This is a genomic window from Parahaliea aestuarii (assembly GCF_008064635.1).
Classification (GTDB): domain Bacteria; phylum Pseudomonadota; class Gammaproteobacteria; order Pseudomonadales; family Halieaceae; genus Parahaliea; species Parahaliea aestuarii.
In genome coordinates, this window is the sequence record NZ_VRYZ01000003.1 from 189,787 (window position 1) to 212,527 (window position 22,741).

Consider the following 22,741-nt stretch of genomic DNA (forward strand, 5'->3'; position numbering starts at 1 on the left):
GTGGCCAGAATACTCGCAATAGCGAACCAGAAAGGCGGAGTCGGCAAGACCACCACCTGCGTCAACCTCGCGGCCTCCCTCGCTGCTGCCAAAAAGCGTGTTTTGCTGGTGGATCTCGATCCGCAGGGCAATGCCACCATGGGCAGCGGTGTCGACAAGCACGCAGTGGATCACAGCGTCTACGATCTGCTGGTGCACGGCGTCCCGGTCCTGAATATCGTGGTGACCGACGCCGGTGGCGGCTATTCAGTACTGCCCGCCAATGGCGATCTCACTGCTGCCGAAGTTGAACTGGTCGGAGTTACAGGGCGCGAACGGCGCCTGCGCGATGCTCTTGAGGAAGTCGACGTCCTGTTCGACTACATCCTGATCGATTGTCCACCGTCCCTGAATTTGTTGACCCTCAACGCCCTGGTGGCGGCCGAGGGGGTCATCATTGCCATGCAGTGCGAGTACTACGCGCTGGAGGGCCTGTCCGCGCTGATGGACACCATCACCAAAGTCGCCGCCGCAGTGAACCCGCAGCTGGTTGTGGAGGGCATCCTGCGCACCATGTACGACCCGCGCAACAGCCTGACCAACGATGTCTCCGCGCAACTGCACAGCCATTTCGCCGGCAAGGTGTATCGCACGGTTATTCCGCGCAATGTGCGCCTGGCAGAAGCGCCCAGTCACGGATTGCCGGTGATGTACTATGACCGTTACTCGCGTGGTTCAAAGGCCTACATGGCGCTGGCCGGAGAGATCATCCGCCGCAACGAAGGCGCAGCGCCGCCTGCCGACGACGACCATAACAGCCAACCCATTGTGACGCCGACCCTGATCATGGCCGCCGACGGAGATAGTCAATGACAGCGAGAAAACGGGGTCTCGGACGCGGGCTGGATGCGCTGCTAGGCGCCTCTGCCACTGCCCAGCAGGCCGTCGCCTCCGCAGAAACCGCCACCAGCGCTGACAACAGCGACACCGACAACACCCTGCGCAACCTGCCGGTGGACCTGATCCAGCGCGGCAAATACCAGCCGCGGCGGGATATCGACCCTGAGTCCCTGCAGGAGCTGGCCGACAGCATCAAGGCCCAGGGTGTGATGCAGCCCATCGTGGTGCGCAAAATATCCGACAAGAGATACGAGATCATTGCCGGCGAGCGCCGCTGGCGCGCCACCCAGCTAGCCGGCCTGGACAGCATCCCGGCGGTGATTCGCGATGTGCCCGATGAAGCCGCCATCGCCATGGCGCTGATAGAGAACATCCAGCGCGAGGACCTCAGCCCGATGGAAGAGGCCTTTGCCCTGCAGCGTTTGCAGCAGGAATTCGAGCTGACCCAGCAGGAAGTGGCCACCGCGGTGGGTAAATCCCGCACCACTATCACCAACCTTTTGCGCCTGATGAGTCTCGAGGACGATGTACGCGTGTTGCTGGAGCGCGGCGACCTGGAAATGGGCCATGCCCGGGCGCTTCTGGGTCTGTCTGGCGGCGACCAGAGCCAGGCGGCGCGCACGGTGGTCGGCAAGGGGATGTCCGTACGCCAGACGGAAGCGCTGGTGCGCAGCGTGCTGGCCGCAAAGGACAGGCCCGCCAGCGCAGAGACAGACAGGCGGCTTGATCCCAATATCCGCCAGCTGCAGGATGACCTTTCCCAGCGGCTGGGCGCGCGGGTGCAAATACAGCACACCGCCAAAGGGCGGGGAAAACTGGTGCTTTCCTACAGCAGTCTGGATGAGCTGGACGGAATTTTGAGCCACATCAAATAAGTGTTGGACGAAACCTGTTACTGCATGTGGTGTAACAAAATGGGGCAGGTACCAGATGCTGTGGTTGCTGATCAGAAAAAGTTAACACCGGAAAATTTGTTCCTATCTGTTGGGAACTTGCGGGGAACTTTCGCTGTCAACTCCCCTTCGGCTCTGTTGAACCCTCCCCGCATTGCACCTATAATGCGCGCGCCCAAAAGGATGAAGTTTTCCCGTGGAGCAGCGCAGCAGGCGCGATAACAGACCGTTCCCGCCCGCGGGCGGGGCTCGAATCGCGAAACCACCTGTTTACCGCATTAGCCTGGCACAACTGATGATGCTGGCTGCGGTATGTTTGTCGCTGGCATTTGTAAAACGGGAGTGGGTGCTGTCCGCCCTGTGTGGCGGGCTGGTGGCGATAGTGCCGCAGGCGTGGTTTGCCGTGAAGGCCTTCGCACACAGCGGCGCGCGTTCCGCGCGGGAGGTAGCCAACGCCGGTTATGCCGGTGAGGTGGTCAAGTTCCTCCTGAGTGCAACGGGGTTCGCAGCGGTTTTCATCCTGTTGCGGCCGGTATTTCCGATAGCGGTGTTCAGCGCCTTTATCGCGATGCAGGCCATACAGATTACTGGCAGCTGGATGTTGTTACGGCAACCTCCGGCGACAAGAGTACAGACGCAAGAGTTGGATTAGATGGCAGGCGAAACCCAGACTGTATCCGAGTACATCGTTCACCACCTGACGAATCTCACCTATGGCAAGCTGCCTGCCGGTTACGAGCGCTACGACGGTTCCGTGGTCGGTGAAGGCGGCGCCTGGGTCATGGCCCACGGCGGTGAAGAAGCGGCGGCCATGGGCTTCAATGCCATCCACGTCGACTCCATGGCCTGGTCTATCGGCCTCGGTATTATCTTCTGCTGGCTGTTCCGCCGCATGGCAGTGAAAGCCACCACCGGTGTACCCAGCGGCATGCTGAACGCGGTGGAAATGATCGTCGATTTTGTCGACGGCACCGTGCGCGATACCTTCCACGGGCGCAACAAGCTGGTTGCTCCCCTCGCCCTGACCATTTTTGTCTGGGTATTCCTGATGAACCTGATGGATCTCATCCCGGTCGACCTGATTCCACACACCCTGATGTTGCTGGGCGTGGAATACCAGAAGATCGTGCCCTCCACCGATCCCAACATCACCATGGGCATGGCGGTGGGTGTGTTCATCCTGATGCTTTACTACTCCATCAAAGTGAAGGGTTTCGGCTTCGTCAAAGAGCTGACCATGAACCCCTTCAACCACTGGGCCTTCATCCCTATCAACCTGTTCATGGAAGTGGTTGGCCTGCTGGCCAAGCCTTTCTCACTCGGCCTGCGACTGTTCGGCAACATGTACGCCGGCGAGATGATCTTTATCCTGATTGCAGCGCTGTTTAGCGCCGGACTGGCCTGGGCTGTTCCCGCTGGGCTGCTGCAAATTGGCTGGGCGATTTTCCACATTCTGGTAATCACCTTGCAGGCATTCATCTTCATGGTGCTGACGATCGTGTATCTCAGCATGGCCCACGAAGATCACTGATTTACATTTCAACAACCTCTTGGTTATTAACGTTAGGAGAAAACCATGGAATTAATCTACGTTGCTGCCGCGATCATGATGGGTCTGGGCGGTCTGGGCGCCGCCATCGGCGTTGGTCTGCTGGGCGGTAAGCTGATCGAAGGATCTGCCCGTCAGCCCGAGCTGGCTCCCAAACTGCAGGTGACCTTCTTCCTGGGCGCCGGCCTGGTAGACGCGATCCCGATTATCGGTGTGGGTATCGCGATGTACCTGATCTTCGTAGTTGCCGGCTAAGCCGCGGGCTGAACGAGCAACGGCTGAGAACGGGGCCGCGTAATGCGGCCCTTGAGTAATCTGTGAGGAGCACGGCGTGAATATTAATCTTACGCTTATCGGGCAGATGGTCGCGTTTGTCTGTTTTGTGGTTTTCTGCATGAAGTACGTGTGGCCCCCGCTGTTGGCTGCCATGCAGGAGCGCGAAAAGAAAATTGCTGACGGTCTGGCTGCTGCCGATCGCGCCAATCACGATCTGGAACTGGCCAAAGAGAAGGCGGTAGAACGCCTGAAAGAAGCCAAGGGCGAAGCGGCGGGCATTATCGATTCTGCCAACAAGCGCGCCAACCAGATTGTCGAGGAGGCCAAACAGGCCGCCACAGTGGAGGCGGATCGCGTCAAGGCTTCCGCACAGGCCGAGATTGAGCAGGAAACCAACCGCGCCCGCGAACAACTGCGCGCGCAGGTGGCAGCGCTGTCACTGGCCGGTGCCGAGAAGGTACTGGGCAAATCTATCGACAAAAGCGCCCACGCCGAGTTGGTCGACCAGCTGGCTTCAGAGCTTTAAGGCGAGGAACCCATGGCTGAACTAAGCACACTGGCACGACCCTACGCCAAAGCGGCCTTCGAGTACGCCCGCGATGCGGGTGAACTGGCCGCGTGGGAAGGGCAACTGGCCACTGCGGCGGCGGTCGTCGCCGACCCTGCTATGGCGGCGATGCTGGGCAACCCGGCACTGACCAACGAGCAGCAGGCGAATACCCTGATCGAAGTGTGTGGCGACGCCCTGGCTATCCCGGCGCGCAACTTTGTCAGCATTCTGGCTGACAACAAGCGCCTGGCCCTGCTGCCGGAAATCTATTCCCAGTTCGCCCTGTTCAAGGCCAACCAGGAAAAGTCGGTGGACGTGGAAGTGATTTCCGCCTTCGACCTGGACGATGCTGCCCGCGACAAAATCGCGGCGGCACTGGGCAAGAAGCTGGAGCGCGAGGTGAAAGTCAGCACCTCTACCGACGAGAACCTTCTCGGCGGCGTATTAATCCGGGCCGGTGATCTGGTGATCGACGGTTCTGTGCGCGGCAGGCTGAACAAGCTTGCCGAAGCAATGAATTTGTAGGATTGAGGAACAGAGCATGCAGCAACTGAATCCATCAGAAATTAGCGAGATTATCAAACAGCGCATCGACCAGCTCGACGTGTCCTCTGAAGCTCGCAACGAAGGTACGGTGGTTTCCGTTACCGACGGCATTATCCGCATCCACGGTCTGAACGACGTGATGTACGGCGAGATGATCGAATTCGACGGCGGTGTCTACGGCATGGCGCTGAACCTCGAGCGCGACTCTGTCGGCGCCGTGGTACTGGGTGACTACAAAGGGCTGGCGGAAGGCCAGTCCTGTCGTTGCACCGGCCGCATTCTGGAAGTGCCGGTAGGTCCGGAGCTGCAGGGTCGCGTTGTCGACGCCCTGGGTAGCCCGATCGATGGCAAGGGTCCGATCAACGCCAAACTGACCGACGCCCTGGAGAAAGTGGCGCCGGGTGTAATTGAGCGCCAGTCGGTTGACCAGCCGGTTCAGATCGGTCTCAAAGCGATTGACGCCATGGTGCCGATCGGCCGCGGCCAGCGCGAGCTGATCATCGGCGACCGCCAGGTGGGTAAAACCGCGATCGCGGTAGACGCCATCATCAACCAGAAAGGCACCGGCATTAAGTGTGTCTACGTGGCGGTTGGCCAGAAGGCCTCCTCGGTTGCTTCCGTAGTGCGCAAGCTGGAAGAACACGGCGCCATGGAACACACCATCGTGGTGGCGGCGACAGCCTCCGACCCGGCGGCCATGCAGTACCTGGCGCCTTTCGCCGGCTGCTCCATGGGCGAGTACTACCGCGACCGCGGCGAAGACGCGCTGATCATTTACGATGACCTGACCAAGCAGGCCTGGGCCTACCGTCAGATCTCTCTGCTGCTGAAGCGTCCTCCGGGCCGCGAAGCCTACCCCGGCGACGTGTTCTACCTGCACTCCCGCCTGCTGGAGCGCGCCGCGCGCGTGAACGCCGACTATGTCGAGAAGTTCACCAACGGCGAAGTGAAAGGCAAAACCGGCTCTCTCACCGCACTGCCGGTGATCGAGACCCAGGCTGGTGACGTTTCCGCCTTCGTACCGACCAACGTGATCTCCATCACCGACGGTCAGATCTTCCTCGAAGCGGACATGTTCAACGCGGGTATCCGCCCGGCGATGAACGCCGGTATCTCCGTATCCCGTGTGGGTGGCGCCGCCCAGACCAAGATCATGAAAAAGCTGTCCGGCGGTATCCGTACTGCGCTGGCGCAGTACCGCGAACTGGCGGCGTTCTCGCAGTTTGCCTCTGACCTCGATGATGCCACCAAGGCCCAGCTGGACCACGGTGAGCGCGTGACCGAGCTGATGAAGCAGAAGCAGTACTCGCCCCAGAGTGTCGCGGAAATGGGCGTTCTGCTGTACGCCGCCAACGAAGGCTACATGAACGACGTGGAAGTGGCCAAGATCGGCGCCTTTGAAAGCGCCCTGCTGTCCTACATGCACGCCGAACACGGCGATCTGATGAAGGACATCGTGGCGACTGGCAAGTATGGCGATGATGTCGAAGCCTCCTTCAAGGCGGCCGTCGAGAAGTTCAAAGCCACCCAGACCTGGTAAGGCCGAGGCAGCTTAAATGGCAGTCGGAAAAGAGATACGGACCAAGATCTCCAGCATCCAGAGCACGCAGAAGATCACTTCCGCCATGGAAATGGTGGCGGCGAGCAAGATGCGCAAAGCCCAGGATCGCATGGAGCTCGGCAAGCCCTACGCCCGGCGCATGCGCGCCGTGGTGGGCCACATCGCCAACGCAGCCCCCGAGTACCGCCACATGTACATGGTGGAGCGGGAAGTAAAGCGCGTGGGCTTCATTGTGGTTTCCACCGATCGCGGACTCTGCGGCGGCCTGAACATCAACCTGTTCAAGGCCACTGTGAAGGCGATGAAGGAGTGGGCGGAGCAGGGTGTCGAGATTGATCTCGGCCTGATCGGCGCGAAGGCGGCGGCTTTCTTCAACAGTTACGGCGGCAACGTCACTGCGGCGGTGCGCGACATCGGTGAAGATCCCTCCCTGTCGGACCTGATCGGCTCGGTCAAGACCATGCTCGACGCCTACGCCGACGGCAGGATCGACCGCCTGTTCCTGGTGAGCAACGAGTTCGTCAACACCATGACCCAGAGCCCCGGCGTGGAGCAATTGCTGCCCCTGGTCGCCGAGGATTCGGATGAGATGGCCCACCACTGGGACTACATTTACGAGCCCGACGCCGAGGAATTGCTGGAGGGCCTGCTGACCCGTTATATCGAGTCCCAGGTGTACCAGGCCGTGGTAGAAAACGGGGCCTGCGAACAGGCCGCGCGGATGCTGGCGATGAAGAACGCCACCGACAACGCCGGCGAGCTGATTGACGACCTGCAGCTGATTTACAACAAGGCGCGTCAGGCCGCGATTACCCAGGAACTGTCCGAAATTGTGAGCGGCGCGGCAGCGATCAGCTAAGACTTAATTGGGGTCAGAGCCCTTTTCCGCATCGCGGAAAAGGGCTCTGACCCCGGAAAGAATATATTTAGAGAGGATCCGAACATGAGCAGCGGACGAGTCGTACAAATTATCGGCGCGGTGATCGATGTGGAATTCCCGCGCGATAGCGTGCCGAAGGTCTACGATGCACTGACCGTGACCGAGAAGGGTCTGACCCTGGAAGTGCAGCAGCAGCTGGGCGACGGTGTTGTCCGTGCGATTGCCATGGGGTCTTCCGAGGGCCTGTCCCGCGGACTGGCGGTGGATAACACCGGCGCGCCGATCTCCGTACCCGTGGGTGTTGAAACCCTGGGCCGGATCATGGACGTACTGGGCAACCCCATCGACGAGCGCGGCCCCATCGGTGAGAAAGAGCGTGCCTCTATCCACCGCAAGGCGCCCAGCTACGAAGAGCTGGCCGCTTCCGAAGAGTTGCTGGAAACCGGCATCAAGGTAATCGACCTGGTCTGCCCCTTCGCCAAGGGCGGTAAAGTCGGCCTGTTCGGCGGCGCCGGCGTGGGCAAGACCGTTAACATGATGGAGCTCATTAACAACATCGCCACCGAGCACAGCGGCCTGTCCGTATTTGCCGGGGTGGGTGAGCGTACTCGTGAAGGTAACGACTTCTACTACGAGATGCAGGAATCCAAGGTTGTTGACGTGGAGACCCTGAGCAACTCGAAAGTGGCGATGGTGTACGGCCAGATGAACGAGCCGCCCGGCAACCGTCTGCGCGTGGCCCTCACGGGCCTGACCATGGCCGAGAAATTCCGTGACGAAGGCCGTGACGTACTGCTGTTCGTGGACAACATCTACCGCTACACCCTGGCGGGCACCGAGGTATCTGCACTGCTGGGTCGTATGCCTTCCGCGGTGGGCTACCAGCCGACCCTGGCGGAAGAAATGGGTGTTCTGCAGGAGCGTATTACCTCCACCAAGGTGGGCTCCATTACCTCCATCCAGGCGGTATACGTACCCGCGGACGACCTGACCGACCCGTCTCCGGCAACCACCTTTGCTCACCTCGACTCCACCGTCGTACTGAGCCGTGACATTGCCTCCAAGGGCATTTACCCCGCTGTTGATCCGCTGGACTCTACCTCCCGCCAGCTCGATCCGCTGGTGATTGGCAACGAGCACTACGAAGTTGCCCGCGGTGTGCAGACGGTCCTGCAGCGCTACAAGGAACTGAAAGACATCATCGCGATTCTGGGTATGGACGAACTGTCTGAAGAAGACAAGCAGACCGTAAACCGGGCGCGTAAAATTGAGCGTTTCCTGTCCCAGCCCTTCCACGTGGCGGAAGTCTTCACCGGCTCCCCCGGCAAGTATGTGTCCCTCAAGGACACCATCGCCGGCTTCAAGGGTATCCTGGCGGGTGAGTACGACCACCTGCCGGAGCAGGCGTTCTACATGGTTGGTGGTATCGACGAAGCAGTCGAGAAAGCCAAGAAGCTGTAACGCTCGGTTAGAGGCCCCCTATGGCTATGACAATACATTGCGATATCGTCAGTGCGGAGGAAGAAATCTACTCCGGCCTGGTCGAGGTGCTGGTCGCAACCGGCGAGATGGGTGAGCTCGGTATCAACTACGGGCACGCCCCGCTGCTGACCGCGCTGAAGCCCGGCCCGGTGCGCATCGTCACGCAAAATGGTACAGAGGAAGTCTACTATGTGTCCGGTGGCTTCCTGGAAGTGCAGCCCGGTGTGGTAACTATCCTCGCTGACACCGCCCTGCGCGCGGATGACGTGGACGAAGCCGCCGCCGAGGAAGCCCGTCGCGAGGCGGAACACGCCCTGGCCAACCAGACCGGTGAGTTCGACTACGGTCGCGCCTCGGCGCAGCTGGCCGAAGCCGCCGCCCAGTTGGCGACCCTGCGCAAGATGAAGAATCGGGCGGGCCGCGGCTGATTGTTGCGATTGTCCCCCCCAAAAAGCCCCGGTATTGTCCGGGGCTTTTTTTTATCCTCTGTCGTCACTCCCCGCGAAGGCGGGGATCCATTGTCCGCCGTTGCTATAACAGTCCCCACAAGGTATCAAACATCAGCTGCTGGGTAAGCGCGATCGCCTGCGAGTCGATGATGACCACCACCGGATAGTTCTGCGCCGCCAGCGTAATCATCGCCACCTTGGGCGGGTAGATAGCAATATAGGAAGCGTCGGTTCCCTCTCCGGCGGGCAACCACTTCCGCTCCGCGAACTCCGCATCATCACCGCCCGCACCGACCGCCAGCACCCGCACCCGGATACCGCGCTCGATCCGCTGCCGGGTGAAATTCGGGAATGGCCGGTAGAGGTGCTCGCGCAGGGAGCGGGTGGAGATCACCGAGTAGCCCCGCTCCGGGTCGCGTCCAGCACACTCCAGTAAATCCCGCAGCACCAGTTCGACCCCGTCGTCCCCTTCATAGAAGCGAACATTGCCCGGGCTGAAAGTCGTCTGGGTCTGTTTCAGGGCGGGAATGATATCGTTGCGTAACTGTTCTACCGCCAGGTTGAGGGCCTGCTGTTTGCTCTCTGCCAGACTCATCAATCGTTCCGGGTCTTCTGCCTGGAACACCCGTCGCCGCCCCTTGGGGAAGTAACTGACCACACCCTTGGTGGCCAGCTGTTTCAGGGTTTCGTAGGCGCTGCCGCGATTGATACCGGCTTCGGCAGCCACGTCACGGATGGAGGCCGGGCCGAGCTTGAGCAGGGCGCGGTAGATCCTGACCTGCCGTTCGTCGAGGTCAAGATGGCGCAGGGCGTCGAGCTTTATCGTTGTCATTTATTTTGTGACAAATAGCGTTGTAATGAAAAAGTTCAATACTAATATGTGCCTTCTGCGATAAATATGTCAAAAAAATAATGACATTAGGGATTCGCAGAACACAGGGAAGCAATACCGGAAAAAGCCATGAAGCTAGAAGTCATTGTCCTTGCCGCCGGCAAGGGAACGCGTATGCGTTCCGAAAAACCGAAAGTACTGCACCGGCTGGCGGGGCGTTCGCTGCTGGATCATGTACTGGCAACTGCGGAGCAGCTGGGCGCAGAGCGACTGCACGCGGTGATCGGGCACGGCGCCGAGCAGGTGCGAAAGTCTCTCCGTGAGCGCGAGGTGAACTGGGTCGAGCAGCGCGAACAGCTGGGAACCGGCCACGCTGTGCTGCAGGCGCTGCCACAGGTGGACCCGGAGTCGACGGTGCTGGTGCTATATGGCGATGTGCCATTGCTGGGCGTCGCCACCCTGCAACCGCTGGTTGCGGCTGCCACCAGGGACATGGCCCTACTCACCGCAAACGTCGAGGACCCCACTGGCTATGGCCGCGTGGTGCGCGGTGCAGAAGGGGATTTCAGTGCGGTGGTAGAGGATCGCGACTGCGATAGCGCACAGCGCGCCATTCGTGAAATCAACAGCGGTGTGCTGGCGGCGCCCGCGGCGCTGCTGAAGGAATATCTGCCCCGGGTTGGCAACGACAACAGCCAGGGCGAGTACTATCTGCCGGACGCCTTGCGGCTGCACGTCGCCGCCGGTCATCAGGTGGCGACCCGGCTGGCTGCCTCGGAGCTGGAAATCCTCGGCGTCAATGACCGCCTGCAACTGGCCGCGGTGGAGCGCGCCTACCAGCAGGGCCTGGCGCGACAGCTGTTACTGGACGGCGTGCAACTGGCCGACCCCTCCCGCATCGATATTCGCGGTTCGCTGCGCTGCGGGCGCGATGTGTTTATCGACGTCAACGCCGTGTTCGAAGGGGATGTGGTACTGGAGGACGGCGTCACCATCGGCCCCAATTGCCTGGTGAAAAACAGTCGTATTGGCAGTGACACCACCGTCTATGCCATGAGCCATATTGTCGGCAGCCGGGTGGCGGAAAAATGCAGTATCGGCCCCTACGCCCGCCTGCGCACCGGCACAGATATGGCCGACGGCGCTCGTGTCGGCAATTTTGTGGAGACCAAGAAAGCGGCGATCGGCTCCGGCAGCAAGGTCAATCACCTGTCCTACATCGGCGACTGCGACATGGGTGGCGAAGTCAATATTGGCGCCGGTACGATCACCTGCAACTACGACGGTGTGAACAAGCATCGCACGGAAATTGGCGAGGGCGCCTTCGTCGGGTCCAACAGTACACTGGTCGCACCGATAGCCATTGCCGAAGGCGGCTTTGTGGCGGCGGGCTCGACCATTACCAAACCGGTAGAGGCGAATGAACTGGCAGTGGCTCGCGGGCGCCAGCGCAATATCGGCAACTGGCAGCGCCCCGGCGCAAATACCGAAAAAGAGAGCTGACTATGTGTGGAATTGTTGCCGCCACGGCGCGCCGTGAAGTTTCGGAAATTCTGCTGGAAGGTCTGCGTCGCCTGGAATATCGCGGCTATGACTCGGCGGGCATGGCCCTGATCGACGCCGAACACAACCTGCTACTCCACAAACGCCTGGGCAAGGTGGCCGAGCTGGAACAGGCCCAGGCCATGACGCCGCACCACGGTTGCAGCGGTATCGCTCACACCCGCTGGGCTACCCACGGCGAACCCTCCGCAGCCAATGCGCATCCCCACCTGTCCGGCAACCGTGTGGCGGTGGTGCACAACGGCATTATCGAGAATCACGAATCCCTGCGTGAGGAACTGAAAGGCCAGGGCTATGAATTCCAGTCGCAGACCGATACCGAGGTGATTGTTCATCTGTTGCACCAGCAACTGGAGGAGCGGGTAGAGTTTTTCCAGGCCCTGAAAAACACCATTGCCCGCCTCGATGGCGCCTACGCCATCGCCGCCATTGACGCGGAAAACCCGGATCGGGTGGTTGCAGCGCGGGCCGGCAGCCCCCTGGTGATCGGCGTCGGCATTGGTGAGAACTTCCTGGCTTCGGACCAGCTCGCGCTGCGCCAGGTCACCGACCGTTTCATCTTCCTGGAAGAGGGCGACATGGTCGATATGGGCGCCACCCGCCTGCATGTGGAAGATGCCAGCGGCGCCGTGGTGGAGCGGACCATGCAGCGCGTGTCTGCTGCCGTGGAGACGGTCGATCTCGGCGGCTACGAACACTACATGCTGAAGGAAATTCACGAACAGCCGCGCGCCCTGGCGGAGACTCTCGGGCTGGAGGCGAGCCACCAGGTGGAAGACGAGCGCTTCGGCGCCGGTGCTGGCGCCATCTTCGACCAGGTCAAGGCGGTGCAGATTGTCGCCTGCGGCACCAGCTATCACGCCGGCCTGGTAGCCCGCTACTGGCTCGAAGACCTGTGTGGTATTCCCTGCGACGTCGAAGTGGCCTCGGAATTCCGCTATCGCGCCCGCGCCCGACGCGAGGGCACCCTGCTGGTGACCGTTTCCCAGTCCGGTGAAACCGCAGACACCCTCGCCGCCCTGCGCGGACAGGGCGAAGACGAATTCATCGCCTCGCTGGTGATTGCCAACGTTGACCACAGCTCACTGGTGCGCGAATCCGACCTGGTGTTCCTGACCCGGGCCGGCGCGGAAATCGGCGTGGCTTCCACCAAGGCCTTTACCACTCAGCTGGTCGCCTTCCTGATGCTGGCCATCGCGCTGGGTCGCCGTCACCAGCTGTCCGAAGAAGCCACACGCGAGCTCATTGATGCCCTGCACCAGCTGCCGGATTGTGTATCGCGCACCCTGCAACTCGATGCCGACATCAAACGCCTGTCAGAGGCCTTCATCCTCAAGAATCACGCCCTGTTCCTCGGCCGGGGCATCCAGTACCCGGTGGCATTGGAGGGGGCCCTGAAGCTGAAGGAAATTTCCTACATTCACGCCGAGGCCTATCCTGCCGGCGAACTCAAGCACGGCCCACTGGCCCTGGTAGACGCCGAAATGCCGGTCGTGGCGGTTGCCCCCGGCGACGAGCTGCTGGAAAAACTGAAGTCCAATCTGGAAGAAGTGCGTTCCCGCGGCGGCGAGCTGTTTGTATTTGCCGATGACAACGCCGGTATGAAGGGCGATAGCCGGGTGCACGTACTGGGCATGCCGAGCTGCCCGGCGGTCATTCAACCCGTAGTCTACACCGTGGCCCTGCAGTTGCTCGCCTACCATGTAGCAGTGCAGAAGGGTACCGATGTGGACAAGCCGCGCAACCTGGCGAAATCGGTCACCGTCGAGTGAGTGGGTTCGGGGGCTTTTTCACAGCCCCCTGATCGGCACATCCAGTTGCCGGCGAACTTGTGGCCATTTCGTCTTATGCCCTTGCCTAGCTTTCGCCTTCGTCGTTCTCCAGCGCTGGCGGCAGCAGATCCTGACGGCTTACGCCCAGTGTCTGTAGCAGGCTGGATGCGATGAAGATCGATGAGTAGGTACCGACACAGATGCCTACCAGCAGGGCAGTCGCGAATCCGAGGATCATTTCCCCGCCGAATACTGCCAGCGCTACCAGCACCAATACGGTGGTAAACGAAGTTGCCAGGGTTCTGTCCATCGTCTCCGAGATGGAGATGTTGATGGTGTCCGGCACGGTGGCAATGCGCAATTTGCGGAAGTTCTCCCGGATGCGGTCGAACACCACGATGGTGTCGTTGATGGAATAGCCAATGACCGCGAGGATGGCGGCGAGCACCGTGAGATTGAACTCCATGCCCGTCAGCGAAAAGAAGCCCAGCGTGATAATGACATCGTGGATGAGCGCTGCGACCGAAGCTACCGCGAAGCGCGCCTGAAAGCGGAAGGAGATGTAGAGCATGATGCAGGCGGACGCCAGCAGCATGGCCAGACCGCCTTGTTCCCGCAACTCCTCTCCGACCTGGGGACCTACAAACTCCTGTCGCTTGAGTTCCAGGTCAGGGTCAAGCTGTTGCCTGATCAGTGTCACCAGCACCTGGCTGGATGCCTCCGGGACGCTTTTTGGCAGACGGATCAGCGCATCGCGATCCGTACCGTAGGACACCACAATCGCATTGGGTTCTCCGGCATCCAGGATAGTGCTGCGAAGATCTTCAATATTCACCGACTCGCTGAAGTGAAGTTCCAACAGCGTCCCGCCGGTGAAGTCGAGCCCCCAGTTGAGTTGGCGTAGCGCCAGACTGGTGACGGATATCGCCAGTAACAGGCAGGAGATTGCCAGGGCGATCTTGCGATGCCCCATAAAATCCAGCTTTTTCATAAGTAGTAGCTCTCGTTCTGGTATACAGCTGTAAGTCCAGAAATCTGCGAGCGGCATCGAGCAACCGGTCGTCCCCCATGAACAGGGGTTCGACAGGCGTGTTCGTAGATATCTGGTGTGCGTTACACCAGACGGGGAGGTGCCTGGGGGCAGGCCGGGTAACGGCTAACCTGCGGTCGGGCCACTGACGGGGCTTCGTATTCTGCATCTATGGTGCGGTTGATGGTTACCGGGTGAGGGGCGCCTGGCGCTTTGGGCGGTGGGCCCGCTGCCGGTTGCCCGTCGTGGCCGCTGAGGAGAAACGGTGGGGAGTGATCCGCTGCCGTCAAATACCGGCCCCCATCCACTTCCCAGGCTGAGGGCGATGACCACACCACGACACACTGTAGAAGGAGAGTGGCCAGCACCAGCTGGCGACTCAGCGACGGCAGGCGCAGTGTTGACGGTGACAATTGATCGTACCTTTCAAAGGAACCGGGGTGGTTAGCCATCCGAATATGGTGCCTATTGCGCCGTTATTCAATGCCAACCACTCCGGCAGAGTAACTGTTTATCTGCTTGCAGTATCGCAAGCTATCGCGAGCTGAAACGCGCTAGCGTTTCGGCGATAAAGGCATTCCCCGCGCTGCTGTCGTAGGGCTGTTTCGCGCTGATGCCGTCCGCGTACTCGAACATGACGCTGAACAGCTTTTCGCCTTCACTTTCTTCCAGCAGGGTGACGCGTGCGTTGCTGGCGAGCAGCCTGTCCCAGGCCTTGCGCACATCCGCCCAGAAGGAGCCGGTGCGCTCCCAGTACTCGTCGCCGGCGCTGAAGTCGTGATCGCGTATGCGCTCATAGCGATTGAAACCCGCTTCGCGCGCCAGGTAGGGCTGCCCGGTGGCTGGCTCGCCGCGGCCGGCCAGCACCAGCTTGAGGTTGTCCTCCTCGTGAATCCAGCCAGTGGGTGTGATGGTGTGCCGGTTGGTGCCGGCCAGTGCATCGTAGTCATCGCGCACACTGAACTCCCGGCGCGGCAGGGGGCGCCAGGTGGTGTCGCTCTGCCAGCTGGAGTAGCCGGGTGAGTGCTGCCAGCGTCCGATGCCCTCGTAGCGGGGTGAGTCGTCGACCTGGAATACGGCCTGCGACCAGGCGCCCGCTACCTCGCTTTCGCCCAGCTTGCGCTGCTCCCAGGTGCCATCGCCGATAAAGACGTTCAGCAGGCGATCCTGGTAGCGCCAGTCCTGGCGCCAATGCTTGATCACTACTGGTTCGGATTCCGTTCCGTCTGGCATTTCAAACTTCATCACCATGATGTGCTGCAGGCTGATGAAGTCCGGCTCGTCGGCTAGCACGTACACGAACTCGGTGCCCCAGGACTGGTAGGGGCGTGGCGGTGTGTAGTCAGGGGTGAAGCCCACAGTCTCGATAAAATCGAAACTGGCCCTGTAGGGCCCGGCCATCGCCAGGATGGCGCGGCGGTCCCGCTCTTTGGCGCTCAGGCCGCCTGCCTGTAGTGCCTGCCAGGCGGCAGAGGGCTCCTTGACCAGCGTGACATTGGAACCGGTGGAGGTGCCGCCGCGGGGAGCCATGTCGCCCTTGGCGGTGTAGGGCCAGGCGTAGGTGTACTGGCGCTGCTCGGGGGCCTGCCCGGTCGTTTGCGACGGGTTTTCGGCCACAACACGGCCAGCGCCGCTAACGGCGAGAAGGGTCAGCAGGGCGCCGGCGATTGTCAGTCCTGGCATGTTCTGTCTTTCCTCTTGTTGCCTGTAGATGGCCGGTCTATCAACCGCCGTCCGCGAGTTTGGCCGGGTCGAGCAGATCGAGCAGCTCACTGCGCGAGATATCCGTCTGTTCCCCGGCCACATCGATGATGGGTCGGCCTTCGGCATAGGCTTGCTTGGCGATCTCCGCCGCCTTCTGGTAGCCGATGATCGGGTTCAGGGCGGTCACCAGAATGGGGTTGCGTGACAGCGGCCCCTGCAGCTGTTCCTCGCGCACGGTAAAACTGGCGATCGCCCTGTCTGCCAGCAGGCGGCTGGCGCTGGCCAGCAGTTCGATACTGTCGACAAGGCGATCCGCCACCAGCGGCAGCATCACGTTCAGCTCGAAATTGCCTGACTGGCCGGCAATGGTAATGGCGCTGTCGTTGCCGATCACCTGGGCGCAGACCATGGCCACCGCTTCCGGAATGACCGGGTTTACTTTGCCGGGCATGATGGACGAGCCGGGTTGCAAAGCTTCCAGTTCAATCTCCCCCAGACCCGCCAGCGGGCCGGAATTCATCCAGCGCATGTCGTTGGCGATCTTCATCAGCGACACCGCAGTCGTCCGCAGTGCGCCGGACAGTGCCACGGCGCAGTCCTGTGAGCCAATGTGGGTGAAGAAGTTTGGCGCCGGGGAAAACGGTATCTGGCAGGCCTGGGACAGCGCCCCGGCAAACCTGGCGGCAAACTCGGGGTGGGCGTTGATGCCGGTACCCACCGCAGTGCCCCCCTGGGCGAGGCTGCGCAGGTCCGACTCCGTCTGCACGAGGCGCAGCTGGTTGTACTGCACCTGATCCGCCCAGGCCTTGAGAGACTGGCTGAGGCGCACCGGCATGGCGTCCATCAGGTGGGTGCGCCCGGTTTTCACAATGTGGTGAACGCTGTCCGCCTTGTCGCGTGTGGTGTGAACCAGGTGAGAGAGCGCGGGCAGCAATTGCTCCTGCAGCGCCAGGCAGGCGCTGACGTGGATGGCCGTTGGAATAACGTCGTTGCTGCTCTGGCCTCGATTCACGTGATCGTTGGGGTGAACTTCCAGGCCGCCCTGCTGGCTGGCGAGACGGGCCAGCACCTCGTTGGCGTTCATGTTGGTGCTGGTGCCGGATCCGGTCTGGAACACGTCCACCGGGAAATGCCGCATGTAGTCTGGGTCCTGGAGCAGGCCCCCGGCGGCCTGGCTGATGGCGGTGGCGATGGGTTTGTCCAGCTCGTCGAGCTCGGCATTGGCGCTGGCCGCGGCCGACTTGATGAGTAGCAGGGCGCGGATAAACAGCGGCGGCATGCGCCGCCCGCTGATCGGGAAGTTGTTCACGGCGCGCTGGGTTTGAGCGCCGTAGAGGGCGTCCACCGGGACGGCAAGTTCGCCCATGCTGTCGCGTTCGGTGCGGGTGGTGGTCATGGTCTTGCTCCTGCTGTGGAGATTCAGCGAATTCAATGCTGCAGCGTAGATTAGAACGTAGCGGCCAAGCAGTCCAAGCAGGCGCTACGGCGGGAACAACTTCAGGTAAAACTCAGAAAAAGGTAGACCGCCAGCAACAGCGTAACCCAGAGCACCATCGTGCCTGTGCCGACATCGCGGGACAGTACCCCGCCCGGTGAGTGCAGCTGCCGGGCCAGACCGATGACCTGCTGCAGCCGCTGCAGGGCAAACTGGCGCAGACGGCGGTCGACAGTAACAATGGCGGCTATCAGTGGCAGCGCAGCTTGTGGCAGCAGGCGCCGATAGGTCCAGTCAAAGTCCAGATGTACTGCGTTAAGTTCCGGCGGATACAGGCCGCGCCGATTGAGCCACACAAAGGCGAGGGCCGAGAACAGCAGCAGCTGCATTTGGGTCAGCACATGTGTGACATCGTAGGGAGTATAAGTGACATCAAAAGGCAGCGCGTCATACAACAGCTGCGGATAAACCCCGATGGCAATGCAGAGCACTGCGGCAATCAACATCGCCAGTTGCATGTTGCCCGGCGGGTCCGACACGCGGATACCGGAATCGTGGGCAAAGAAAGCAAAGTAGGGAATCTTGATGCCCGCGTGGTGAAACACCCCGGCGGAGGCGAACAGCAGCAGCAACCAGACCCCGAAGAACTCCTCCTTCAGCGCCGCCGACATGATCATCGACTTGCTGACAAAGCCGCTGAACAGGGGGAAGGCCGAGATGGACGCGGCGCCGACAATGCAGAGAACTGTGGTGCGCGGCATGGTTTTGTACAGGCCGCCGAGCTCCGATCCGTTGACCCGCCCGGTCATGGTCAGCACGGCGCCCATCGACATGAATAGCAGGCCCTTGAAGATGACGTCGGTGAAAGCGTGGGCCACCGCGCCGTTGATGGCCAGCTGGGAGCCAATGCCAATACCCACCACCATAAAGCCCAGCTGGTTAATCAGGCTGTAGGCCAGCACCCGCCGCAGGTCGTTTTCCACCACGGCGAAAAAGATGGGGAAACAGGCCATGGTGGCACCCACGTAGACCAGCAACTCGGTGCCGGGAAAACCGCGGGTCAGGGCATAGATGGCAACCTTGGTGGTGAAGGCGCTGAGGAAAACAGTGCCGGTGGGGGTGGCCTCGGGGTAGGCGTCCACCAGCCAGCTGTGTAGAAGAGGAAAGGCGGCTTTCAGGCCCAGTGCCAACAGGATCAGCCAGCCGTAGGTGGCGTCGGTGCCAATGTAGCTGAAGGCCAGCGAACCCGTTTCCCGCCACAGCATGATCAGGCCCGTGAACAGCAGTAGCCCCGAGATAATCTGAATCACCAGGTAGCGCACGCCGGCGCTGTAGGACGCCGGGCTGCGTCGAGCCCACACCAGGCACACCGAGGTGAGGGCCATGCCCTCCCAGAACAGGAAGAAGGTCAGCAGGTCGCCGGCGAATACGGCTCCCAACGCGCTACCGGCGTAGAGCAGGGCGCTGACCTGCTGCAGGGTATCGCGCACATGCAGGGCGTAGATCAGTGCTATGAGCGCCGCGATGTGAAACAGGTAGCCAAACAGCAGCGACAGCCGGTCAATGCGCAGCCATTCCAGCTGCAGACTGAACAGGCTCTGTGTCAGCGCAGCATCGGTTGGCAGCGTCCATAAATTCAACGCGCCCAGCAGTGGTGTAGCCACCAGGACTACACTGCGTACCCGGCCCCGGGTCAGGGCGACCGCCAGCGCCGCCAGGTAGAACAGGGCAAAAGGTGGCAGCGCGATCACGGTGCGTCCTCCTCGCGCGACGGGTGTGGGGGCAGGTCGCTGCGCTGGTAGTAGTCCTTGGGGCGAATGATGAGGCGGCGCATCCACTTGGCGGCCAGCACCAGTATCACGCAGCCTACGAAACCGTAGGCCGGGTAAAAACCGATGATTCCCTCCCAGGGATGCTCCGTATGGCGATGCACTACCAGATCGAGGGCCAGCACCAGGGCGCAGGCAGCGTACAGCAGCCAGAGGATGCGTTGCACGTTGCGCGGCTTGTCCAACAGGTACTGCTTTTCAGTGCTCATACTGTCAGCCTCCAGCACCGGGTATGCGGCTGACCAGCGTATACAGGGGCTGCGGATACAGGAACAGGGCTAAGCAGGTGAGCGTGGTGATGCCGATGGCGAGGCAACAGGCCAGAGGCGCTTCCCTTAGCTGACCGGCGCTTGATTCGCTTCCGGTCGGCCAGAAAGCGCGCACGGGTATCAGCCCCAGGTAGACGATGTTGAGCAGAGTGCTGATGATCAGCGCCGCAACCAGAAGCAGGGCGCCGGCTTCCAGGGTGGCCAGCATCAGGTACCATTTGCTCCAGGTTCCCCCGGTGGGCGGCAGGCCGGCGATACTGAGGCTGGCAATCAGGAAGGCGCCCATGGTGAAGGGCATCTGTCGGCCCAGCCCGCGCAGCTGACTGACCTCGGTCTTGTGCGCCGCCACCATGATTGCGCCGGCGCAGAAAAACAGGGTGATTTTGCCGAAGGCGTGCATGGCGATGTGCAGGCCGCTGCCGGTGATACCACCGGGTACCGCCAGCAGCACGCCCAGGCTGATATAGGCGAGCTGGCTGACTGTGGAATAGGCCAGCCGCGCCTTGAGATTGTCCTGGCGCATGGCGACGATGGACGCGGCCAGCAGCGTAAAACCGGCCAGGTAGAGTAGAACCTCGCGGCTGGCGGCAGCGTTCAACTGCTCCAGCCCGAAAATATAGACGCCGATTTTGACCAGGCTGAACACCCCCGCCTTCACTACCGCCACGGCGTGGAGCAGCGCGCTCACCGGCGTGGGCGCCACCATGGCTGCCGGCAACCAGCGGTGAAAGGGCATCATGGCCGCCTTGCCGACACCGAATACAAACAGCACCAGCAACCCGGCTATCAGCACGGGCGGGGTATCGGGACTGAACACCCCGCCCGGCGTGAAGGTCAAGGTTCCACTGGTAGTCCAGGTCAGGATGATCGCCGGCAGGAAGAATAGAATCGATGTACTCAGCAGCACGCCGAGGTACACACGCCCACCATGACGTGCGCGATCCGTGCCGGCGTGAACGACCAGCGGCCAGGTGGCAAGGCTGAGGAGTTCATAGAACAGGAACAGGGTGAGCAGATTGCCGGCGTAAGCGATGCCTGTCGCGCAGGTAATCGACAGGGCGAAAAAACTGAAGAAGCGCGCCTGATGTTTTTCGTCGTGACCTCGCATATAGCCAATGGCGTAAACGGAAGTGACCAGCCACAGGCTGCTGGCGATCAGCGCGAACAGCATGCCCAGCGGTTCAACTGCGAGTTCCAGTCGCAGGCCGGGGAGGATGTCCGGCCCGCGCCAGCTCGGCGGTGCGCCACTGTTCAGTGCGTTCAGCAACTGCAGGTTGATAATCACCAGCGCGATGCCCGCTGCCAGGCTCAGGCCTTCGCGTGGATTGGGATGCTGACGCAACAGGGTGATACCCGCGACCGCGAGTGGGCCGACTGCCAGACTGGCGAGTAACAGGGCGGTGCTGCTCACTGTGCTGCCTCCCCCAGCAGCGCTGCCGCGGCGCCGCCGCTGGCACTGACCTGCAAGCGGGTATCAAACCCGAAGTAAATATTGGCCAGTGCCAGCATCAGGGTCGCGGCGAGCAACACAGAAGGAGCCTCTCCATCCCCGCCAGTCGCCTTCTCCGGCGCGCTGTCCAGCCAGGCGATCTCGACAAAGCGCCATATGTATACCGCAGTCAGCAGGGAGCCCGCGACGATCAGCAGAACCAGGAACCACTGTTCGCCCGCCAGGGCCGCCGTCACCAGATACCATTTGCTGACAAAGCCCGCGGTGCCGGGAATGCCGATCAGGCTGATTCCAGCCACCGTAAAGGCCGCGCAGCTCCAGGGCATGCGCCGCCCGATGCCCCGCAATTTGCTGAATTCGTTGCCGCCCACCTGTATGGCGATGGCAGCGAGCGCAAGGAACAATGTACCTTTCATCAAAGCGTGGTTAAACAGGTGAATCAGGCTTGCCTGCAAGCCTGCGGCGGTACCGATGCCGATACCAATGGTCATGTAACCGACCTGGGCGATGCTCGACCAGGCGAGGCCGCGCTTCAGGTTGTCGGCAAAGATGGCCACCAGAGAGCCGGCGAACACGGCAACGATCCCCAGGGTGATAAACACCGCTTCGAGTGACAGGGCCAGCCGCGAGCTTTCCAGGTGGAACACCGAAAAGCTGAACCGGATCAGGACATACAGCGCGACCTTGGTTGAAGTGGCGGCGAGAAAGGCGGTAACGATGGCGGGAGCGTGGGTATACGCGCCGGGTAGCCACAAGTGCAGCGGAAACAGGGCCAGCTTGAGGCAGACACCCACCACGATAAAAGCGTAGGCAGCGAAAACGGTGCGCGATTCTCCCAGGCCGGGCAGCCTCTGGGCAAGGTCGGTCATGTTTAACGTGCCAGTCAGCATGTAAACAAAGCCGATACCGATAAGTATGAAAGTGGCGCCGATGGTGCCCATCACCAGGTAATTGAAGGCGGCGAGCAGGGCGCGGCGGTCGCGCCCGCAGGCCACCAGCGCATAGGTGGACAGGGAAGAAATCTCCAGGAAGACAAAGAGATTGAATGCATCGCCGGTAGCGGCAATGCCCAGCATTCCGGCCAGGCACAGCAGGCAGGCAACGTAGAACAGCCCGCGCCGGTTCTCCGCGATGTCGTGCCAGACACTCGTTCTGGAAGCCACCAGCACGGTGGTGGCGATGCCTGACACCAGCAGCAGCACCAGAGCGTTGAGCAGGTCGACGCGGTATTCGATGCCCCAGGGCGCCGCCCAGCCGCCCAGGGAATAGTGGATAACACCGTGCTCGAAAGTCAGCTTCAGCAGTATGGCGGCACTGAGAAAGGCCAGGGCGGCAACACTACTGGCAAAGCCCCAGGCGAAAACCGGCCGGCGCAATATGGCGCAGGCGGGGGCGCCGATCAGCGGTAACAATACCGGTAGCAATGCGATATGGCTCAGCACTGCTGATCCTGTTTCAGGATATCGTTCTGGTTCACGCTGCCATAGGCGGCGTGGATGCGAATCACCAGCGCCAGGCCCACCGAAGTGGTCGCTATACCCACCACAATGGCGGTCAGTATCAGTACATGGGGAAGCGGGTTGGAGTACAGCGTCACGTCGTCAGACAGGATCGGGGCCGACCCTCCGATTACTTTGCCGGCGCTGATGTAGAGGATGAACACCGAGGTCTGGAAGATATTCAACCCAATGAGCTTCTTGACCAGGTTGGCGCGGGCGATGACGATGAAAAAGCCGAGCATCATCAGCACCACCACCGCCCAGTAATTGAAATAGGAAAGCACATCCATGAC

Annotated in this window: 22 protein-coding genes; 13 read left to right on the plus strand and 9 right to left on the minus strand. The window is 61.3% G+C overall.

Translation table 11 applies throughout. From position 1 onward, the window contains the following. From FVW59_RS08045 to FVW59_RS08095, 11 genes are all read left to right on the plus strand, one after another. Nucleotides 1-852 carry a ParA family protein gene (locus tag FVW59_RS08045; RefSeq protein WP_148063740.1) on the plus strand — a complete coding sequence of 284 codons (852 nt, stop codon included), beginning with the start codon at nt 1-3 and terminating at the stop codon, nt 850-852. Continuing rightward, on the plus strand, nt 849-1,754 hold the full coding sequence (locus FVW59_RS08050; protein ID WP_148063741.1) for a ParB/RepB/Spo0J family partition protein: 906 nt from the start codon (nt 849-851) through the stop codon (nt 1,752-1,754). Before FVW59_RS08045 ends, FVW59_RS08050 begins: the two co-directional genes overlap by 4 nt. Before the next feature lie 214 nt (nt 1,755-1,968). Continuing rightward, a complete protein-coding gene (locus tag FVW59_RS08055; RefSeq protein WP_148063742.1) occupies nt 1,969-2,424 on the plus strand; it encodes an ATP synthase subunit I in 456 nt (151 codons plus the stop codon). Then, nucleotides 2,425-3,303, plus strand: a complete 879-nt coding sequence (gene atpB, locus FVW59_RS08060; protein ID WP_148063743.1) for a F0F1 ATP synthase subunit A — start codon at nt 2,425-2,427, stop codon at nt 3,301-3,303. A gap of 45 nt (nt 3,304-3,348) precedes the next feature. Next, on the plus strand, nt 3,349-3,576 hold the full coding sequence (atpE, locus tag FVW59_RS08065) for a F0F1 ATP synthase subunit C (protein ID WP_009020576.1): 228 nt from the start codon (nt 3,349-3,351) through the stop codon (nt 3,574-3,576). Nucleotides 3,577-3,652: 76 nt separating this feature from the next. Continuing rightward, nucleotides 3,653-4,123 carry a F0F1 ATP synthase subunit B gene (locus FVW59_RS08070; RefSeq protein ID WP_148063744.1) on the plus strand — a complete coding sequence of 157 codons (471 nt, stop codon included), beginning with the start codon at nt 3,653-3,655 and terminating at the stop codon, nt 4,121-4,123. Nucleotides 4,124-4,135: 12 nt separating this feature from the next. Beyond that, a complete protein-coding gene (locus FVW59_RS08075) occupies nt 4,136-4,672 on the plus strand; it encodes a F0F1 ATP synthase subunit delta (RefSeq protein ID WP_148063745.1) in 537 nt (178 codons plus the stop codon). A gap of 16 nt (nt 4,673-4,688) precedes the next feature. Further along, entirely contained in the window at nt 4,689-6,233 is a 1,545-nt protein-coding gene (atpA, locus tag FVW59_RS08080; protein ID WP_148063746.1) for a F0F1 ATP synthase subunit alpha, read from the plus strand. A 16-nt stretch (nt 6,234-6,249) separates the two neighbouring features. Beyond that, nucleotides 6,250-7,113 carry a F0F1 ATP synthase subunit gamma gene (atpG, locus tag FVW59_RS08085; RefSeq protein WP_148063747.1) on the plus strand — a complete coding sequence of 288 codons (864 nt, stop codon included), beginning with the start codon at nt 6,250-6,252 and terminating at the stop codon, nt 7,111-7,113. 84 nt (nt 7,114-7,197) lie between these two features. Beyond that, complete coding sequence (gene atpD / locus FVW59_RS08090) at nt 7,198-8,595, plus strand: F0F1 ATP synthase subunit beta (RefSeq protein WP_148063748.1); 1,398 nt, start codon at nt 7,198-7,200, stop codon at nt 8,593-8,595. A gap of 20 nt (nt 8,596-8,615) precedes the next feature. Beyond that, on the plus strand, nt 8,616-9,044 hold the full coding sequence (locus FVW59_RS08095; RefSeq protein ID WP_148063749.1) for a F0F1 ATP synthase subunit epsilon: 429 nt from the start codon (nt 8,616-8,618) through the stop codon (nt 9,042-9,044). Nucleotides 9,045-9,147: 103 nt separating this feature from the next. Here the strand turns inward: FVW59_RS08095 and FVW59_RS08100 are convergent, their stop codons facing one another. Beyond that, nucleotides 9,148-9,897: a TrmB family transcriptional regulator gene (locus FVW59_RS08100; protein WP_246139674.1), complete on the minus strand. Its 750-nt coding sequence runs from the start codon at nt 9,895-9,897 to the stop codon at nt 9,148-9,150. Between the two features lie 129 nt (nt 9,898-10,026). On the opposite strand from FVW59_RS08100, the gene glmU reads away from it, so the two are divergent. Continuing rightward, on the plus strand, nt 10,027-11,400 hold the full coding sequence (gene glmU, locus FVW59_RS08105; protein ID WP_148063750.1) for a bifunctional UDP-N-acetylglucosamine diphosphorylase/glucosamine-1-phosphate N-acetyltransferase GlmU: 1,374 nt from the start codon (nt 10,027-10,029) through the stop codon (nt 11,398-11,400). Between the two features lie 2 nt (nt 11,401-11,402). Continuing rightward, the gene (gene glmS, locus FVW59_RS08110; RefSeq protein WP_148063751.1) at nt 11,403-13,232 is read left to right on the plus strand and encodes a glutamine--fructose-6-phosphate transaminase (isomerizing); all 1,830 of its coding nucleotides are present in this window, start codon (nt 11,403-11,405) and stop codon (nt 13,230-13,232) included. 85 nt (nt 13,233-13,317) lie between these two features. On the opposite strand, the gene secF is transcribed toward glmS, so the two are convergent. The 8 genes from secF to FVW59_RS08150 all read right to left on the minus strand — a co-directional run bounded on the left by secF (nt 13,318) and on the right by FVW59_RS08150 (nt 22,738). Continuing rightward, on the minus strand, nt 13,318-14,223 hold the full coding sequence (secF, locus tag FVW59_RS08115) for a protein translocase subunit SecF (RefSeq protein WP_148063752.1): 906 nt from the start codon (nt 14,221-14,223) through the stop codon (nt 13,318-13,320). 573 nt (nt 14,224-14,796) lie between these two features. Further along, nucleotides 14,797-15,945 (minus strand): DUF6607 family protein, encoded by a 1,149-nt coding sequence (locus FVW59_RS08120; protein ID WP_148063753.1) that lies wholly within the window; start codon nt 15,943-15,945, stop codon nt 14,797-14,799. 40 nt (nt 15,946-15,985) lie between these two features. Continuing rightward, on the minus strand, nt 15,986-17,362 hold the full coding sequence (locus FVW59_RS08125) for a class II fumarate hydratase (protein ID WP_148063754.1): 1,377 nt from the start codon (nt 17,360-17,362) through the stop codon (nt 15,986-15,988). A gap of 101 nt (nt 17,363-17,463) precedes the next feature. Beyond that, nucleotides 17,464-19,152, minus strand: coding sequence for a Na(+)/H(+) antiporter subunit D (locus FVW59_RS08130; protein WP_148063755.1), 1,689 nt, complete (start codon nt 19,150-19,152; stop codon nt 17,464-17,466). Beyond that, nucleotides 19,149-19,439 carry a hypothetical protein gene (locus tag FVW59_RS08135; protein WP_222711452.1) on the minus strand — a complete coding sequence of 97 codons (291 nt, stop codon included), beginning with the start codon at nt 19,437-19,439 and terminating at the stop codon, nt 19,149-19,151. Before FVW59_RS08135 ends, FVW59_RS08130 begins: the two co-directional genes overlap by 4 nt. 4 nt (nt 19,440-19,443) lie before the next feature. Then, nucleotides 19,444-20,910, minus strand: coding sequence for a proton-conducting transporter transmembrane domain-containing protein (locus FVW59_RS08140; RefSeq protein WP_148063756.1), 1,467 nt, complete (start codon nt 20,908-20,910; stop codon nt 19,444-19,446). Beyond that, the gene (locus FVW59_RS08145; protein WP_148063757.1) at nt 20,907-22,391 is read right to left on the minus strand and encodes a monovalent cation/H+ antiporter subunit D family protein; all 1,485 of its coding nucleotides are present in this window, start codon (nt 22,389-22,391) and stop codon (nt 20,907-20,909) included. Before FVW59_RS08145 ends, FVW59_RS08140 begins: the two co-directional genes overlap by 4 nt. Next, entirely contained in the window at nt 22,385-22,738 is a 354-nt protein-coding gene (locus FVW59_RS08150) for a cation:proton antiporter subunit C (protein WP_148063758.1), read from the minus strand. The genes FVW59_RS08145 and FVW59_RS08150 overlap by 7 nt, the downstream gene beginning before the upstream one ends. Nucleotides 22,739-22,741: the final 3 nt, after the last annotated feature.